Annotated in this window: 17 protein-coding genes; 1 reads left to right on the top strand and 16 read right to left on the bottom strand. The window is 70.1% G+C overall.

What is annotated here, in order from left to right; translation table 11 throughout:
• Positions 1-2 precede the first annotated feature (2 nt).
• The 4 genes from ACXJLU_RS07730 to ACXJLU_RS07715 all read right to left on the bottom strand — a co-directional run bounded on the left by ACXJLU_RS07730 (position 3) and on the right by ACXJLU_RS07715 (position 4,967).
• Positions 3-2,138: an alpha/beta hydrolase domain-containing protein gene (locus tag ACXJLU_RS07730; protein ID WP_457329859.1), complete on the bottom strand. Its 2,136-nt coding sequence runs from the start codon at positions 2,136-2,138 to the stop codon at positions 3-5.
• A gap of 92 nt (positions 2,139-2,230) precedes the next feature.
• A complete protein-coding gene (locus ACXJLU_RS07725; protein WP_457329858.1) occupies positions 2,231-3,205 on the bottom strand; it encodes a Bug family tripartite tricarboxylate transporter substrate binding protein in 975 nt (324 codons plus the stop codon).
• Positions 3,202-3,609: an AtuA-related protein gene (locus ACXJLU_RS07720; protein ID WP_457329857.1), complete on the bottom strand. Its 408-nt coding sequence runs from the start codon at positions 3,607-3,609 to the stop codon at positions 3,202-3,204. The genes ACXJLU_RS07725 and ACXJLU_RS07720 overlap by 4 nt, the downstream gene beginning before the upstream one ends.
• Entirely contained in the window at positions 3,606-4,967 is a 1,362-nt protein-coding gene (locus tag ACXJLU_RS07715) for an acyclic terpene utilization AtuA family protein (RefSeq protein ID WP_457329856.1), read from the bottom strand. The genes ACXJLU_RS07720 and ACXJLU_RS07715 overlap by 4 nt, the downstream gene beginning before the upstream one ends.
• 70 nt (positions 4,968-5,037) lie before the next feature.
• On the opposite strand from ACXJLU_RS07715, the gene ACXJLU_RS07710 reads away from it, so the two are divergent.
• The gene (locus ACXJLU_RS07710) at positions 5,038-5,991 is read left to right on the top strand and encodes a LysR family transcriptional regulator (RefSeq protein ID WP_457329855.1); all 954 of its coding nucleotides are present in this window, start codon (positions 5,038-5,040) and stop codon (positions 5,989-5,991) included.
• Here ACXJLU_RS07710 and ACXJLU_RS07705 read toward each other — a convergent pair.
• From ACXJLU_RS07705 to aceK, 12 genes are all read right to left on the bottom strand, one after another.
• A complete protein-coding gene (locus ACXJLU_RS07705) occupies positions 5,960-6,475 on the bottom strand; it encodes a hemerythrin domain-containing protein (RefSeq protein ID WP_457329854.1) in 516 nt (171 codons plus the stop codon). The two genes, ACXJLU_RS07710 and ACXJLU_RS07705, sit on opposite strands and share 32 nt — an antisense overlap.
• Positions 6,476-6,545: 70 nt before the next feature.
• Positions 6,546-7,148, bottom strand: coding sequence for a 2-hydroxychromene-2-carboxylate isomerase (locus ACXJLU_RS07700; RefSeq protein ID WP_457329853.1), 603 nt, complete (start codon positions 7,146-7,148; stop codon positions 6,546-6,548).
• Positions 7,149-7,153: 5 nt separating this feature from the next.
• Positions 7,154-7,762 carry a GNAT family N-acetyltransferase gene (locus tag ACXJLU_RS07695; RefSeq protein WP_457329852.1) on the bottom strand — a complete coding sequence of 203 codons (609 nt, stop codon included), beginning with the start codon at positions 7,760-7,762 and terminating at the stop codon, positions 7,154-7,156.
• A gap of 31 nt (positions 7,763-7,793) precedes the next feature.
• On the bottom strand, positions 7,794-8,189 hold the full coding sequence (locus ACXJLU_RS07690; protein WP_457329851.1) for a hypothetical protein: 396 nt from the start codon (positions 8,187-8,189) through the stop codon (positions 7,794-7,796).
• Between the two features lie 7 nt (positions 8,190-8,196).
• Positions 8,197-9,327: an acyl-CoA dehydrogenase family protein gene (locus ACXJLU_RS07685; RefSeq protein ID WP_457329850.1), complete on the bottom strand. Its 1,131-nt coding sequence runs from the start codon at positions 9,325-9,327 to the stop codon at positions 8,197-8,199.
• A 31-nt stretch (positions 9,328-9,358) separates the two neighbouring features.
• Positions 9,359-10,024 (bottom strand): SDR family oxidoreductase, encoded by a 666-nt coding sequence (locus ACXJLU_RS07680; RefSeq protein WP_457329849.1) that lies wholly within the window; start codon positions 10,022-10,024, stop codon positions 9,359-9,361.
• Positions 10,021-10,788, bottom strand: coding sequence for a DUF72 domain-containing protein (locus ACXJLU_RS07675; RefSeq protein ID WP_457329848.1), 768 nt, complete (start codon positions 10,786-10,788; stop codon positions 10,021-10,023). Before ACXJLU_RS07675 ends, ACXJLU_RS07680 begins: the two co-directional genes overlap by 4 nt.
• The gene (locus ACXJLU_RS07670; RefSeq protein ID WP_457329847.1) at positions 10,788-11,966 is read right to left on the bottom strand and encodes an acetyl-CoA C-acyltransferase; all 1,179 of its coding nucleotides are present in this window, start codon (positions 11,964-11,966) and stop codon (positions 10,788-10,790) included. Before ACXJLU_RS07670 ends, ACXJLU_RS07675 begins: the two co-directional genes overlap by 1 nt.
• On the bottom strand, positions 11,959-13,167 hold the full coding sequence (bioF, locus tag ACXJLU_RS07665) for an 8-amino-7-oxononanoate synthase (protein ID WP_457329846.1): 1,209 nt from the start codon (positions 13,165-13,167) through the stop codon (positions 11,959-11,961). Before bioF ends, ACXJLU_RS07670 begins: the two co-directional genes overlap by 8 nt.
• A complete protein-coding gene (gene bioD, locus ACXJLU_RS07660; protein WP_457329845.1) occupies positions 13,164-13,835 on the bottom strand; it encodes a dethiobiotin synthase in 672 nt (223 codons plus the stop codon). The genes bioF and bioD overlap by 4 nt, the downstream gene beginning before the upstream one ends.
• Complete coding sequence (gene bioA, locus ACXJLU_RS07655; RefSeq protein WP_457329844.1) at positions 13,832-15,136, bottom strand: adenosylmethionine--8-amino-7-oxononanoate transaminase; 1,305 nt, start codon at positions 15,134-15,136, stop codon at positions 13,832-13,834. Before bioA ends, bioD begins: the two co-directional genes overlap by 4 nt.
• Entirely contained in the window at positions 15,133-16,932 is a 1,800-nt protein-coding gene (gene aceK, locus ACXJLU_RS07650; protein ID WP_457329843.1) for a bifunctional isocitrate dehydrogenase kinase/phosphatase, read from the bottom strand. The genes bioA and aceK overlap by 4 nt, the downstream gene beginning before the upstream one ends.
• Positions 16,933-16,936 lie beyond the last annotated feature (4 nt).

Genomic DNA, 16,936 nt, shown 5'->3' with positions numbered 1-16,936 from the left:
GGCTACGGCAGCACCGTTGCCGCCGTCGCCTGCTGGATCCGCAGGTCCGCATCGCGCTGCAACAGGAAGCGCTGCGCCACCAGGCGGCTCGCCGCCGCCGTCACCGCGCTCACATACCCCGCCTGGTTGCCGTACAGCGACTCCAGCGACGGCCGCGCGTCGCCGGCGGCGAGCCGCGATGCCTCGGTCGCGTGAAACGGCAGGTAGCTGCCGGTCAGGCTCGTCAGGTCGACCTGGCCCGGCGTCGCGACGTAGTTGAACTCGATGCTGGTGCCCAGCGGCGCCTGCACCTCGATGCCGCGGATGCCGGCCAACGCCAGGCCGGTCGACGCATCGACCTTCGGCACCAGGATCGCGTAGTCGGTGCCGGCCAGCGGAGGCAGCTGCGTCGCGACACCGCTCTCGTCCTGCGGCACGTACTGCGGACCGAAGTCCAGCACCCGGTAGGCGTTGAACCAGCCGCGGTAGCTGAAGTCGGGGATCGCGGTCGCGACGCCGCCGACCGGCCAGCTCAGGCCCTTGATCGCCGGCCAGCTCAGCTGCTCGGGCCGCACCAGCGTGCCGGCCGCGATGGCCGGCACCTGGCTCGGCGGCGGCGCGGTGTCGTGCATCACCCAGTCCTCCAGCGCGATGAACAGCGCGCGGAAGGTGTCGCTGTGGTGCGCCACCGTGCCCCGCGGGTAGACGCTGTTGGCCGGCACGTACGCGATGCTCGCGGTGCCGCCCGCGCCGCCGTGCTGCGTGCTCGCGTAGTAGTAGATGCGCGCGTTGTCGGGTTGCGCGAGGTCGGCGAATCCCCAGGCATCGGTCAGCACCGGCGAGCCCTGCAGTTGCCAGAACTCGGTGCCCGACAGGCCGAGGAAGAATTTCGGGCAGGTGTTGCTCGCGGCGCAGCGCGTCATCACGCCGCCCTTGCGGCCGGTGATCGGGTCGACATAGTCCTTGTCCAGCGCACGCGGCGCGGTCTGGCCGAACGCGGTGTGGTCGGTGCGGATCGCACCGCCGCCGCCCGGCACGGCGAAGCGCGTGTTGATGTTCGTCTGCCGTGCCGCGACGTGGGCGTACACGCCGTCGAACACCTTGCTGCCGTCGAGCGCCTGGTTGAAGCCCAGGTGAAGGAAGGTCTTCATCGCATTGCCCGATTGCGAGGTGCCCTGCCCGATCGCATGCGTGATGCGCCCGCCAAGCGGATTGGCCACGCCGTCGGCATCGGCCGCCTGGTGGCGGAAGAAGCTCACCGTGTCGCGCAGTGCCGCCAGGCCCACGCCCATCACCTTCGGGTCCTTCGCGACGTAGACCAGCTCGTACAGCCAGGCCGGGTCGAAGCCGCCCTTCAGGCAGACCTTGCTGCCGTCGGGCGTGCCGGGAAAGGGCCTGGCCGCGGCATCGCAATCGGCGAACTTCCAGTCGGACGGCGGGATCGCCACGCGCGCATCGGTGTCGTTCAGCCGCCGCGTCAGCGAATGGCCCGGCAAGCTGTTGTCCAGGCTGGCCGGTGCGTACGGGATCATCGTGCCGTTGAAGACGCCACCGGGCAGCGTCATCACCGGCGTCGAGGCCGATGGAACGAGTTCGCTGCGGTAGGTGCCGGTGATCGACGAGCCGTCGCGGTTGACCGCCACCGGCACCGTGAGCGTCAGCCGCGCGGCGCTGCTCTTCGGCACGTCGCCCTGCCACGCCGAATACAGCAGCACGTAGCCGCGCTCCAGGAACACCGCATCGCTCGGCGTCGCGACCGGGTTCGGCATCGTCAGGATGGTGCCGCGGTTCGGCGCGTCGTAGCGCAGCACGCCGCTCGCCTTGCTCATGTCCTTGGGCTTCAGCAGCACGAAGTCGGCGCTGTACTCGACCATGCCGCGGGCATTCACCGGCGCGAGGTCCAGGTCCTGGATGATCGCGTTGTGCGCATCCTTCGGATCGACCTCGCCGCGCAAGGTGCCGCTGAGCTTCTCGTAGGCGCCGACAGCGCCGTAGCTGCCGGCGAAGTCTTCGGTGGCGGTGATGCTCAGGTGCATGCGGGGAGCCTGGGCGGCGGGCGGCGGCGCGTTGCCGCCGGCATCGCCGGAATCGCCGCCACAGGCGGCCAGTCCGCAGGCCAGCGCAAGCGCGGCCACGCGGTTCAGCGAAAGCTTCGTCATCGATGTCTCCTGGTTTTGGAAAGGCTCCGCCCCCGGAGCGCTCTGGCGGCGCCCGCTGGTGGGTGGCGAAGGGGATGCGCCGTCGCGCGGAACTACTCGGGGTCGATGCCGGCCGCCTTGATGACCTTGCCCCACTTCTGGGTCTCGGTCGCCTGGAACGCCGCCAGCCCCTCGGGCGTGGTCGTGAACGGCACCGAGCCGCTCGCGTCGAAGAAGCTCTTCGCCGCGGCGCTGCCGGTGCCGCTGACCAGCAGCTCGCGCAGCCGCTGCACCACCGCGGCGGGCGTGCCGGCCGGCACGTAGGCCGCAAACCAGTAGCCCATGTCGTAGCCTTTCACGCCGGCCTCGTCGATGGTCGGCACCTCGGGCAGCAGCGGCGAGCGCTGCGCCGTCGAGATGCCCAGCGCGCGCAGCTTGCCGGCCTTGACCTGCGGCACGCCGGTGGAGGTGTCGGTGATCATCAGGTCGATCTGGCCGCCCAGCAGGTCGGTGATCGCGAGCGGGTTGCTCTTGTACGGCACGTGCAGCAGGTCGACGTGCGCCATCTGCTTGAACAACTCGCCGGCCACGCGGCTCGACGAGCTGCCGCTGCCGAAGCTCAGCTTGCCCGGCTGCTGCTTCGCCGCGGCGAGCACGTCGGCCACCGTCTTGTACGGCGAGTTCACGTTCACCACCATCACCTGCCCGCCCTTGCCGAGCCCGGTGACCGGCACGAAATCCTTCACCGGGTCGTAGGGCAGCTTCTTGTAGAGGTGCTCGTTGGCCGCATGCGTGGTGTTGGTGGTGATCAGCACGGTGTAGCCGTCGGGTGCGGCGCGGGCCACGCTCTGCGCCGCCAGCATGCCGCTCGCGCCGGCCTTGTTGTCGACGACGACCGCCTGCTTCGTGTCGACGGTGATCGACTGGCCAAGCGCGCGCGCCAGTTGATCGGTCGCGCTGCCGGCCGCGAACGGCACGATGAAGGTGATCGGCTTGGCAGGCCAGGCCTGCGCCTGCGTGCGCAGCGGCAGCCCGCCGAGCGCAGTGAGCGCCAGCGCGGCCGCGAGCAGGGAACGGTACTTCGTCATCGTTTGTCTCCGGTGTGGTTCTTGGATTCGTCAGCGTCGATCGGCGGGCCGGCCAGCAGCGGCACCACGGCGCGCGGCACGCGCAACGGTAGCTCCAGCAGCAGGAAGGACAGCGCCTTGCCGTGCCCATCGAGGTTCAGCGCGCCGTTGACGCCGCCGTCGAGCACGTCGTCGAGCACGAAGTTCATCGCGTGCAGCAGCGGCAGCAGGTGCCGCACGATGCGGCCCGGCCGGCGGTGCGCGAACTGGCGGCGCACCGCGTCTTCGTCGATCTGCGCGACCAGCAGCGGCCACAGCTGCGGGTGCCAGGCGATCAGGCTGATGTTGGCGCGGTCGCCCTTGTCGCCGGTGCGGGCGTGTGCGGCGCGGTAAAGCGGGACTTCGATGTCCATCTCGTCGCTCATGCGCCCTCTCCGATCGGCAGGAAGGTGAAACCCGCATCGACGCGCTCGCGCGGCACGCTGCAACTGGCGATGCCCAGACGACGGCGCAGCGCGGTGCGCACGCCACCGCCGCCGGCCGGGCCGCAGGTGTACAGCGCAGTCACTTCGCGCGCGAGGCGTTCGGCCTGCCGGCGGTCGGCATGCTGCAGCGCCACGCGCAGCCGCACGTCACGGCCGTCGTGCGCGCTCGCGGCATCGTCCCAGGTGCCGGCGTCGTCGGCGAACACGCTGCTGACGCCGATCAGGTCGGCGCGCAGCGTGCCCAGGCCGTGCAGCCGCTCGCGCAGCACCTCGGCCGCGAGCCGCGCACGCGCCTCGGCCCGCGGGCCGGCGTACGAGATCTCCCCTTCGGCCAGCCAGCCGGTCTCGTGGCACACGTTCACCTTCAGCTGCGCCGGTCGCGCATGGCCGCGCACGCCGTCGAGCCGCACGCGGTCGGGGCCGAGCTGCCGCACCTGCGCCTGGCCGATGTCGGCCACGACGTCGGGCGTCAGGTAGGCGAAGGGGTCGTGCACCTCGTAGAGCAGCTGCTCCTTCACGGTGTGCTCGTCGATGCGCCCGCCGGTGCCCGCGGGCTTCGTGACGACGCAGCCGCCGTCGGCATCGATCTCGGCGATCGGGTAGCCCAGCGTCGCCAGCCCGGGCACGTCCTTGTAGCCCGGGTCGGCGTAGTAGCCGCCGCTGACCTGCGCGCCGCATTCGAGCAGGTGCCCGGCCATCGTGGCGCCGGCGATGCGGTCCCAGTCGTCGCGTGCCCAGCCGAAATGCGCGAGCGCCGGGCCGACGGTCAGCGACGGATCGGCGACCCGCCCGCAGACGACGATCTCGGCGCCGGCCAGCAGCGCATCGGCGATCGCCTCGGCACCGAGGTAGGCGTTGGCCGCGACGATGTCGAGCGCGGCCGCCTGGCGACCCAGCGCTTCGAGCAGCAGCCCGCGGTGCGTGTCGCCGGCGAGGTCGTCGCCCGACACCACCGCGATGCGCGGCACGCGCAGGCCCAGCTCGCGGGCCAGTGCCGCGATGCGCCGTGCCGCGCCCGGCGGGTTGGCCGCGCCGAAGTTGCTGACGATGCGCACGCCACCGGCCAGGCAGCGCGCGAGCACCGGGCGCAGCAGGTCGTCGAGCAGCGGTTCGTAGCCGGCATCCGGATCATCGCGGCGCGCCAGTTGGGCCAGCGCCAGCGTGCGCTCGGCCAGCGTCTCGAAGATCAGCACGCCGCCGCCCGCGGCGATCAGCGCGTCGACCACCGGGCCGGCCGCATCGGTGCGGTCGCCGGAGAAGCCTGCGGCGCAGCCGATGCGCAAGGGGGTGCGATTCATCGCGCCGACTGTAGGCAGCGGCGATTAATATGGGAATTCGCAATTTCGGATGAGTTGATCTGCAATGCAAATGAATGTGTCGACCCGCCAGCTGCGTGCCTTCGTGCTGTTGGCGGCGCAGCGCAACTTCACGCGGGCCGCGGCGGCGATGCACCTGTCGCAGCCGGCCTTCAGTGCGCTGATTCGCCAGCTGGAAGAGGCACTCGGGCTGCGGCTGTTCGACCGCAGCACGCGTTCGGTCGAGCTGACGACCGAGGGCCGCGAGTTCGAGCTGTCGGCGCGGCGCGTGCTCGACGAGTTCGACGGCGCGCTGGCCGGCGTGCGCGACCAGGCCGCGCGGCGGCGCGGGCGGGTCTCGATCGCGCTGCTGCCGTCGCTCGCGGCCGGCTGGTTGCCGCCGGTGCTGGCGGAGTTCCGCAAGGCCTGGCCGGGCATCGAGCTGCAGGTGGCCGATGTGCTGTCCGAGCCGTGCATCGAACTCGTGCGCAGCGGGCATGCGGATTTCGCGCTCGCGGCCACGCGCGCCGAGACGCCCGAGTTGCGCGCCGAGCCGTTCTGCAGCGACGACTTCCATCTGGTGTGTCCGACCCGCCATCCGCTGGCGCGGCTCGCCGAGGTGCGACCGAAGGACGTGGCGGCCTGGCCCTTCATCCACCTGTCGCGCACGTCGAGCGTGCGGCAGTACCTGGATGCCGCGACGCATCCGCAGGTGATGAATGCAGTGATGGAGGTTGACCAGCTCGCCACCGTGATGGGCATGGTGCGCGCGGGGCTGGGCGTGAGCATCGTGCCGTGGCTGACGCTGTTCCACTTCAAGGCGCCCGGGGTGGTGACGCGGCCGCTGCCGTGGGCGGGGCTGCAACGGCAGCTCTACCTGGTGCGGCGGCGCGACCGCGGGTTGTCGGTGGCGGCGCAGGGCTTGTATGAGTGGGTGATGGCGCGGCCGCCGGAGGGGACGAAGGCGGGGGCCGGCACCGGCCCCGTCGGCCGGGTCACCCGCAGGAAGACGAGCCGCAGCCCGTGATCGCCGCCGCCGGCAGCGCCTGCGGCAGGTGAACTTCGCCGCTCGCCGCGTCGTAGCCGACACCGCGAAGGTGCAGCGCGAGCGCCGCATCCATCGTCTGCGCATGCGTCGGGAACCACGCGGCCAGTTCGTCGGCCATCTGGCGGATCATCGCGACCTGTCCGCGCGCCACGCCCTCGCGCATCACCTCGAGCACCACGCGGTGCTGGGTCGCGTGGCAGTTGCCGGACGCGAAACCGGTGTCGCGCATCCAGCGGTCTTCCTGGTCGACATGCGCCTGCGTGTGCTCGACGAGCGCGGCCCAGGCGGGCAGCACGGTGTCGTCATCGGCGGTGGCCACCTGCGCCAGCAGGTCGACGAACTCCTGGTGCGTGTGGTCCATCGCCTCAAGGCCGAGCGCGAGGCCGTCGGACCAGGCCAGGCGCGGCCGCGGCGCAGGAAGGATGGTGGACAGGGACTGCGGATCGACGGCAAGTGCAGACATGGTGGCAGGGCGAGAGTCGAAAGCGCGATCCTGGGCCGCATCGGGCGCCGTGTCGTTGCGGCCGATCAAATCAGAACGGTCCTTGCTCGAGCCAGCGCTCGATCTGCGGGCGTCGATCGTTGCCCCAGAAGGGCTCGCCATCGAGCACGAAGAATGGCGCGCCGAACACACCGGCCGCGATTGCCGCGTCGTTGGCCTGGCGCAGGCGATCCTTCCAGTGCGGATCGGTCCACACGCGCTCGGCGGCGCCCGCTTCGAGGCCGGCCTCGGTGGCCAGTGCGGCCAGCGCCGTCGTGTCGCCCAGATCGATGCCGCGCGTGAAGTACGCGCGCAGGCACAGCCGGGCCCAGGCCACGGCGCGCGCCGGGTCGTCGGCGTGCAGGAACCAGAACACGCGCGACACGTTCTGCGTGGCAACCGGGAATTTCGGCGGGATCGTGAATGGCACGCCGGCAAAACGCGCCGAACGCTCGAAGTCGTGCAGCGAGTACTCGCGCTTGATCGGGTGCGAGACGGGGCTCTTCAGTTCGGCCGCCTGGAACACCGCGCCGAGCATCACCGCCTTCCATTCGACCGTGCGGCCGTGGCGCGCGGCCAGCGCCTCGATCCACTCGGAGGCGATGTAGGAATAGGGCGACGAGAAGTCGAAGTAGAAATCGATGGCGGTGTTCATGACGTTCATGGCAAAAGCGATTCCGGGCGGTCGCGGGCAACGAGACTCAGGTAGTCGTCGAGGCTCGACGTGCCCAGCGGCTTGACGAAGACCCGGACGGTGTGGGTGATGTCGCCGAGCTGCGCCCCGGCACGGCGCCTGACTTCGGTGTAGCCCTGCCGCTCCCAGAAGCGCTCCGCCCTGGCGTTGCCGACGACGGCGCCGAGGCGGATCCACAGGGCTCCTTGCGCCTTCAGCCAGGCCTCGAGCCCGGCATACAGCGAGGCGGCAGTGCCCGACCCATGCAGCGATGTGGCCACGATGAACAGGCCGATGTGCCAGACCTGCGGCGCCAGCAGGTTGGCCGTGATCGACGCCATCGCGATCAGGCGACCGTTGTCGTCAGCGAAACCGATCATGAACGCATCGTCGAACGGCATCCCCGCCGGTGGCCGGTCCTCGAACTCCTGCCTGGCCTCGTCGGCACGAGGGGCCATGCCGTTGACCGCGACGAAGTAGTCGGGATTGGCGACGAAGAACGCCTGCAGGTCCGGCAGATCGGATTCGGTCAGCTTCCACGCCGCGGCTCCTGCGGTGGTGAAGAGGCGATGCGATGGTGATCGGGAGACTTCCATGTCACTGCAAATGGCGAGAGGTTCTTCGTGGCTACGCGGGACTTTTGCGCGACAGATGCTCGACGATAGTGGACGCGATCCACAGGCAAGCAACGAACGACACCGAAATTCTCAGCCAGAACACGCGGCTGGAGATCTTGCCGAACTTCTTCTCGATGAAGAAGGCGACCACGGCCACCAGCAGGAATGAGCTGGCGATGGTGAGGTAGGCATCGGGCGACGCGTGTCGCAGCGCATGCACCATGACGGCAATCCACAGCAGCAGTTCGGCCAGGTCCTCCACCCGTTCGAGGATGAACAGCGCATCAGCAGACAGCGGCCGCTTCGCCGCCGCCAGGAAGCTGCTGATGAACTTGGAGACGAACGAGGCGAGGTTGGAACTGAGGAAGAACGCGACGGCGTAGGCGAGGGTGTGGAGAGCGTTCACGTCGGCATCACCCCGCCAGCGCCCGCCCGATCAGGATCTTCTGCACGTCGCTCGTGCCCTCGTAGATCTGGCACACCCGCACGTCGCGATAAATGCGCTCGACCGGAAAATCGCTGACGTACCCATACCCGCCGTGGATCTGGATCGCCTCGCTGCACACGCGCTCGGCCATCTCGCTCGCGAACAGCTTGCCCATCGCCGCTTCCTTCAGGCACGGCTGACCGGCATCCTTCAGCCGCGCCGCATGGTGGATCAGCTGCCGCGCCGCCTCGATCTGCGTCGCCATCTCGGCCAGCCGGAACTGCAGCGCCTGGTGCTCGAAGATCGGCTTGCCGAACGCGACCCGCTCCTTCGAATAGCGCAGCGCCGCCTCGAAGGCCGCGCGCGCCATGCCCACCGCCTGCGAGCCGATGCCGATGCGCCCGCCTTCCAGCCCCGACAGCGCGATCTTCAGTCCCTGCCCTTCATCGCCCAGCCGGTTCGCCGCCGGGATGCGGCAGTTCTCGAACAGGATCTGCGCGGTGTCGCTCGCGTGCTGGCCCATCTTGTCTTCCAGCCGCGCCACCACGTAACCCGGCGTCGAGGTCGGCACGATGAACGCGCTGATGCCCTTCTTGCCGGCCGCCTTGTCGGTCACCGCCATCACGATCGCCACGTCGCCATGCTTCCCGCTGGTGATGAATTGCTTCACGCCATTGAGCACGTAGTGGTCGCCATCGCGCACCGCGGTCGTCTTCAGCCCGTCGGCCTGCGAGCCGACGTGCGGCTCGGTCAGGCAGAACGCGCCGAGCATCTCGCCACGCGCCAGCGGCTTCAGCCACAGCGCCTTCTGCGCGTCGTCGCCCCACACCATCAGGATCGAGCACACCGGGCAGTTGTTGACGCTGACGATGGTCGACGTGGCGCCGTCGCCGGCCGCGATCTCCTCGAGGATCAGCGACAGGCTCAGGTAGTCGAGCCCGGCGCCGTCCCACTCGGCGGGCACCGCGACGCCGTAGCAGCCGAGCTCGGCCAGGCCGCGCAGCTCGTCCTTCGGGAAGTGGTGCGCCTTGTCCCAGCGGGCCGCCTGCGGCGCGATGCGGTCCTGCACGTAGGCGCGCACGGCGTCCTGCACCGCGCGGTGGTCTTCGGTCAGCATGGGTCTTGTCTCCTCGCGTTCTTCTTCAGGGTCACCAGGCCAGCGGCTGGTGGTCGTGGTTCAGGAAGCTGCCGTTCTCCGACGGCTGCAGCGCGGCCAGCGTGCGCCGCATGTCGGCCACGCTCTGCTCGACGCTGATGTCGGCCGACGAGCCGCCCATGTCGGTGCGCACCCAGCCGGGGTGGAAGGCGACGCAGGTCGCGCGGCCGTCCAGCGAGAACGACATGTCCTTCAGCACCGAGTTCAGCGCCGCCTTCGACGCGCGGTACAGCCAGCTGCTGCCCGAGCTGCGCAGCCCGATCGAGCCCATGCGCGACGACAGCACCGCGAGCTTCGCGCCGGGCGCGAGCGACTCCATCACCTGCGGCAGGATGCGCATCGCGCCGAGCACGTTGGTGTGCATCACCGCATCGAAATCGGCCTCGCTTGGCGTTTGCGGTGCCGACAGCCGCGGCCCGAGGACGCCGGCGTTGACGATGACGACGTCGAACGCCTGCCCGGCGATGCGCGAGGCGACGCCCGAGGCGCTGGCGGTGTCGGTCACGTCGAGCGCGAAGGCCTCGGCGCCGAGCTGCTGCAGGCGTGCGATGCCGGCCTCATCGCGCGCGGTGGCGGTGACGCGGGCGCCGGCCTCGCGGTACTGGCGGACGAATTCGAGGCCGATGCCGCGCGAGGCGCCGATGATCAGGATGTTCATGGGGAGGTGAGTGTCTCCAGCTGCAGGGCGTTCGGCAATGCCGCGCCCGCCGCCGTGTTGTCGAAGATGCACCAGCGGTCCGCGTGGGCCGGCAGTTGCGCGAGTTCCTGCGCGCGCTCGCGCAGCCAGTCGGTCTCGTAGGTCGACCAGTAGATCCGCGGCGAACCATGCCAACGGTGGTAGAAAACGGCCGGGCGGCGCGCCGTCGCAGGGCCCGTCCAGCCGCCGGGTTCGTTCGCCTGCGGCCACTTCGACGGGTCGACGGCCGCACGGGCGACTTCGCACTGCGCCAGCAGCTGCCCGGCCTGCGGCGTGAACCAGCTGAGATGCCGCGGCTCGCAGACGACGGCGCCATCGAAGGCCTCGCCCAGCTGCTCGAAGAACCGGCCCGCCACCTTGTCATCGAACGCCAGCGAGGGCGGCAACTGGACCAGCGTGACGGCCCACTTGGCGCCCAGGCCCCCCGCTTCCGCAACGAACGCCGCCAGCAGCTCGTCGACACCCTCGAACCGGCATTCGTGCGTGATGCGCTTCGGCAGCTTCACCGCAAAGCGGAAGTCGTCGGGCGTGCTGTCGGCCCAGCGCACATAGGTTTGCACCCGGTGGCTGCGGTAGAACGACGAATTGATCTCGACGCAGTTCATGCGCCGTGCGTAGCGTTCGAGGTGCGTGCCTTCGCCGGGCAGCGCCTCGGCCTGCGCGGCGGAGATCGCCCAGCCCGCGGTGCCGATCCGGATCGCCGCCGACGCTCCCCGCACGCCCATCAGGCCAGTTCCACCGCCATGGCCGTCGCCTCGCCGCCGCCGATGCACAGCGCCGCGACGCCGCGCTTCAGCCCGTGCTTGCGCAGCGCACCCAACAGCGTGACGACGATGCGCGCCCCGCTCGCGCCGATCGGATGGCCCAGCGCGCACGCACCGCCGTGCACGTTGACGATCTCGTGCGGCAGCTTGAACTCGTGCATCGCCGCCATCGTCACCGCGGCGAAGGCCTCGTTGACCTCCCACAGGTCGACCTCCTTCGCGGCCCAGCCGGTCTTCTTCAGCACCTTGTCGATCGCGCCGATCGGTGCCGTCGTGAACCAGTTCGGCGCCTGTGCATGCACCGCGTGCGCATGGATGCGCGCCAGCACCGTGCTGCCCAGCCGCTTCGCGGTGCTCTCGCGCATCAGCACCAGCGCCGCGGCACCGTCGGAGATGCTCGACGCATTCGCCGCGGTGATCGTGCCGTCTTTCTTGAACGCCGGCTTCAGCGTCGGGATCTTGTCGAGCTTGGCCTTGAATGGCTGCTCGTCGAACTTCACGACGGTGTCGCCGCCCTTGCCGGCCACGCTGACCGGCGCGATCTCCCAGTCGAAGCTGCCGTCTTCATTGGCCTGCTTGCTGCGCTGCGTCGACGCGATCGCGAACGCGTCCTGCGCCTCGCGGCTGAACTGGTACTTGGCCACGCACTCCTCGGCGAACACGCCCATCGCGCGGCCGCGGTCGTAGGCATCCTCCAGCCCGTCGATCGCCATGTGGTCGAACATCTGGGCAGCGCCGTAGCGCACGCCCTTGCGCGCGAACATCAGGTGCGGCGCGTTCGTCATGCTCTCCATGCCGCCGGCCACCATCACGTCGACGCTCTCGGCCTTCAGCATGTCGTGCGCGAACATCATCGCGCGCATGCCCGAGCCGCACATCTTCGACAGCGTCACCGCGCCGGCCGATTGCGGCAGCCCGGCGCCGAGCGCGGCCTGGCGGGCCGGTGCCTGGCCCTGGCCGGCCATCAGGCAGTTGCCCATCAGCACCTCGTTGACGGCGTCGCCGGTGATGCCGGCGCGCTCGACCGCGGCCTTGATCGCGATGGCACCGAGCTGGTGGCCGGCCAGCGCGCTGAAATCCCCCAGCAGGCCGCCGATGGGCGTGCGGGCGGCGGACACGATGACGATGGGGTCAGACATGAGGGTCTCCTTCATGGTGGGGTGAATCGGTTTTACGCCTCGCGGCAATCTCTCGCAATGCGTCCAGCAGCCGGTCGACCTCGGCCTCGGTGTGCGCCGCCGACAAGGTGATGCGCAGCCTGGCGCTGCCGGCCGGCACCGTCGGCGGCCGGATCGCCGGCACCCACAGGCCGCGCTCGCGCAGCGCCGCCGCCATCGCGAGCGCCTCGGCATTGCCGCCGAGGATCAGCGGCTGCACCGGCGTCGGCGACGGCGGGTTGGCCCACGGCAGCCCGGCCAGCCCGGCGCGCAACCGCTGCACCAGCGCCATCACGTGCGCGCGGCGCTGCGGCTCGCGCTGCATCACGCGCAGGCTCTCGCGCAGCACCTCGGCCTGCATCGCCGGCATCGCGGTCGCGAAGATGTAGCTGCGGGTGCGCTGCAGCAGCCAGTCGATCAGCGTCTCGTGGCCGGCGACGAACGCGCCGGCCACGCCAGCCGCCTTGCCGAGCGTCGCCATGTAGACGAGCCGCTGCGACTGCAGACCGAAGTGCGCCGCGCTGCCGCGGCCGTCGGGCCCGAGCACGCCGAAGCCGTGCGCATCGTCGACCAGCAGCCAGGCGTCGTGGCGCTCGCACAGCGTCAGCAGTTCGGGCAGCGGCGCGAGGTCGCCGTCCATGCTGAACACCGCATCGGTGACGACCAGCTTGCGCTCGGCGGTCGACGCGGCGAGCCGCTCGGCCAGTGCCGCCAGGTCGCCGTGCGGGTACACGCTGATCTGCGCGCCCGACAGCCGCGAGCCGTCGATCAGGCAGGCGTGGTTCAACGCATCGCAGAACAGCGCGTCGCCACGCCCGACCAGCGCCGGCAGCAGCCCGACGTTGGCCGCGAAGCCGGCGTAGAAACTCAGCGCGGCCGGCATGCCGACGAAGGTGGCCAGTTCGCGCTCCAGCGCATCGTGGGCTTCGGTGTGGCCGCAGACCAGCGGCGACGCGGTCGCGCCGACGCCCCACTGCTGCGCCGCGCGCTGCGCTGCGGCGATCAGGTCCGGGTGCTGCGCGAGGCCGAGGTAGTCGTTGCTGCAGAACGCGAGCAGCGCTTCGCCGTCGACCACCATGCGCGGCCCGTCGACCTGCTGCACCACGCGGCGCCGGCGGCGCAGGCTGTGGCCGTCCAGCGCGTCGAGCTGCGCGGCCATCTCGCCGAGGTCGAAGGCGTTCATCGGGCGGTCCAGTGGCGCAGCATGTCCTGTGCGTTCGCATGCGGCTGGTGCGGCAGCTCGGCCCACAGCGGGGCGTCGATGCGGTCCCGCAGCGTCGCGATGTTTTCGTCGACCGCGCGCATCGCCGGGTCGACGCGGTTCGCGACCCAGCCGGCCAGGCGCAAGCCGCGCGAACGGATGGCCTCCTGCGTCAGCAGCGCGTGGTTCAGGCAGCCGAGCCGCAGGCCGACCACCAGCAGCACCGGCAGGTCGAGCGCCTGCGCGAGGTCGGCGCCGGTGTGCGTGTCGCTCAAGGGCACCAGGAAGCCACCGGCGCCTTCGACGACGACCGCGTCGGCCAGCGACGACAGTTCGCGGTAGCGCCGCGACAGCAGGCAGATGTCGATGGTCTCGCCGGCCGCGTGGGCCGCCAGGTGCGGCGACATCGGCAGCGGCAGGCAGTACGGGTTGTCGAGTTCGCGCGGCACGGTCACGTTGCCGGCGGCGCGCAGCGCGAGCACGTCTTCGTTGTCGTCGCCATGCGGCGTCGCGATGGTGCCGGCCGCCACCGGCTTCATGCCGACGACGCGCTTGTGGCGCCGGCGCAGGTCGAGCATCAGCGTGCAGCTGACGAGGGTCTTGCCGACGCCGGTGTCGGTGCCGGTGACGAAATAGCCTTCGACGCTCATGCCAAGGTCTCCTGCAACGCGGCGAGTGCACCCGCCGCAAGCTGCTCGCAAGCCGCCTCGTCGATCACGTACGGCGGCATGAAGTACAGCGTGCTGCCGATCGGCCGCAGCATCAGCCCGTGCCGCAGCGCGGCTGCGTGGTAGCGGCGTGCGAACAGCGGGTCGGTGCTGTCGATGTCGAACGCCCACACCATGCCGAGCCGGCGGCTGCGCAGCACCGCCGGGTGCGCGCGCAGCGGCTCGCACAGCACGTCGAGCGTCGCGGCCGTCACCGCGTTGTGCGCCATCCAGTCGCGCTGGCCGAAGATCTCCAGCGTCGCGAGCGCGGCGCGGCAGGCCAGCGGGTTGCCGGTGTACGAATGCGAATGCAGGAAGCCGCGCGCGGTGCTGTCGTCGTAGAACGACGCGAACACCTCGTCGGTGGTCAGCACCGCCGACAGCGCCATCGTGCCGCCGGTCAACCCCTTCGACAGGCACAGCAGGTCCGGCCGAATGCCGGCCTGCTGGTGCGCGAACAGGCTGCCGGTGCGGCCGAAGCCGACCGCGATCTCGTCGCACACAAGGTGCACCTCGTAGCGGTCGCACAGCGCGCGCAGCTCGCGCAGGTAGGCCGGGTCGTGCATCGCCATGCCGGCGGCGCATTGGATCAGCGGCTCGACGATCACCGCGGCGATCTCGTCGTGCCGCGTCTCCAGCACCGCCTGCAGCGCCTGCGCGCAACGGCGCGCCACGTCGGCCGCCGTCTCGCCCGGCAACGCGTTGCGCGCATCGGGGCTCGGCACCGTCGCGCTCAGCCGCACCAGCGGGCCGTAGGCCTCGCGGAACAGCGGGATGTCGGTGACCGACAGCGCGCCCACCGTCTCGCCGTGGTAGCCGCCCTCCAGGCCGATGAACTTGGTCTTGCCGGGCCGGCCGCGGTTGCGCCAGTGGTGGGCGCTCATCTTCAGCGCGATCTCGGTGGCGGCCGCGCCGTCGCTCGCGTAGAACGCATGGCCCAGGCCGGTCAGTTCGGCCAGCCGCTCCGACAGCGCGACCACCGGCTCGTGCGTGCAGCCGGCCAGCATCACGTGGCACAGCGTGTCGAGCTGCGCATGCAGCGCCGCGCGCAGGTGCGGATGCCCGTGGCCGAACAGGTTGACCCACCACGAGCTGATGCCGTCGAGGTAACGCCGGCCGGCCGTGTCGAGCAGCCACGCGCCCTCGGCGCTCGCCACTTCGAGCAGCGGTTGCGTCTCATGCTGCTTCATCTGGCTGCAGGGGTGCCACACCGCGACGCGGCTGCGTTCATTCAATGTCGTCATGTCGATGTCGTCACGTCGGAACTTTGCTGCGCTGCGCGCAGCCTTCGTTGGTTCTTGAAGCGCCGCGCCGGGTCGTACGGGAACACGTCGTGCACATGCCCGGCCTGGATGCGCTCCTTGCGACGCTGCCAGAAATCGGCATCCAGCAGGTCGGCATGGTGTTTCATGAACACCTCGCGCACCCCCGGGTGGCCGAGCAGGAACGGCCCGAAGGTCTCGGGGAACACGTCGCGCGGGCCGACCCGGTACCAGACCTCGCCGGACAGTTCTTCCTCTTCGGTGCGCGCAGCCGGCACCCGGCGGAAGCTGCAGTCGCTCAGGTACTCGATCTCGTCGTAGTCGTAGAACACCACCTTGCCGTTGCGCGTGACGCCGAAGTTCTTCCACAGCATGTCGCCGGGAAAGATGTTGGCCGCGACCAGGTCCTTGATCGCGTTGCCGTACTCGACCACCGCGTGCTCCATCTGCTCGGGCGTCGCCTCCTGCAGGTAGATGTTCAGCGGGATCATGCGGCGCTCGATGTAGACGTGGCGGATCACCAGGTCGGCGCCGTCTTCCTCGAGCAGGCTGCCGCAGAAGTGCTTCAGCTCGGCCACCAGCTCGTCGTCGAAGCGCACCCGCGGGAAGGCCACGTTGCTGTACTCCAGCGTGTCGGCCATGCGCCCGACGCGGTCGTGCTGCTTCACGAGCAGGTACTTGCTCTTGATCAGCTCGCGCGTGGTCTCCTTCTGCGGCGGGTAGAAATCCTTGATCACCTTGAACACGTACGGGAACGACGGCAGGTCGAACACCAGCATCACCATGCCCTTGATGCCGGGCGCAATGCGGAAGGTGTCGCTGCTGTGGCGCAGGTGCGCCAGCAGGTCGCGGTAGAAGATGTTCTTGCCCTGCTTCTGCAGCCCGAGCGCGCTGTACAGCTCCGAACGCGGCTTGCGCGGCATCAGCGTGCGCAGGAACTGCACGTACGCCGACGGGATCTCCATGTCGACCAGGAAGTACGCCCGCGCAAAGCTGAACAGCATCAGCAGGTCGTCCTCGCTGAGCAGCACGGTGTCGATCGTCAGGCCCTTGCCGCCGGCGCTGTGCAGGATCGGCAGCGCGAACGGCGTTTCGCGGAAGCCGTTGATCACCTTGCCGACCGCATACGCGCCCTTGTTGCGGAAGAACAGCGAGCTCAGCACCTGGATCTGGAAGTTCGCGCGCGGCCGGAAATCGCCCATCTGCTCGTTCACCGCCGCCAGCACGTGGTCGATGTCGCGTTCGAGGTCCTCGAACTCGCAGTCGAGCTGGAAGTTGTGCACCACGCGCAGCCAGGTCTCGCGCAGCGTCTCGCGCGTCGGGTAGTAGGCGCGGTAGGTCGGCTGCGAGGCCGGCTCGTCGTTCTCGATGTACTCGGTCGACACCGCCGGGCGCACGAAGATGAAGTCGTTGTTGAAGTAGCTGCGGTGCAGGATCTTCGTCGTCACCGAGTTGAAGAAGGTCTCGGCGAGTTCGGGCTGGTGGTGGTTGGTCAGCAGCCCGATGTAGTGCAGCTTGGCCTCCTGCCAGGCCTCGGAACTCAGGCTGGCGGCATCGAACTCGGTCTGCAGCCGCTCGACGGCCTCGTCGACGCGCAGGTCGTAGAACTCGATGCGCTCGCGCTGCGCGCGCTGCTGGCCGTGCCAGTCGGCCACCTCGAAGCGCTGCTTGGCCCCGGCGCTGGCCGCGCGGAACAACCGGTAGTGGCGGTTGAAGCCGTCGAGCATCGCCTGTGCGATGCCGAACGCGCGCGCGTCGGTGAGGGCCTGCGGGAACATCGGG

Source organism: Rhizobacter sp. P5_C2 (assembly GCF_054049715.1).
Note: the sequence above shows the minus strand (reverse complement) of the source record. Positions and strands in the feature narration are given on the sequence as shown.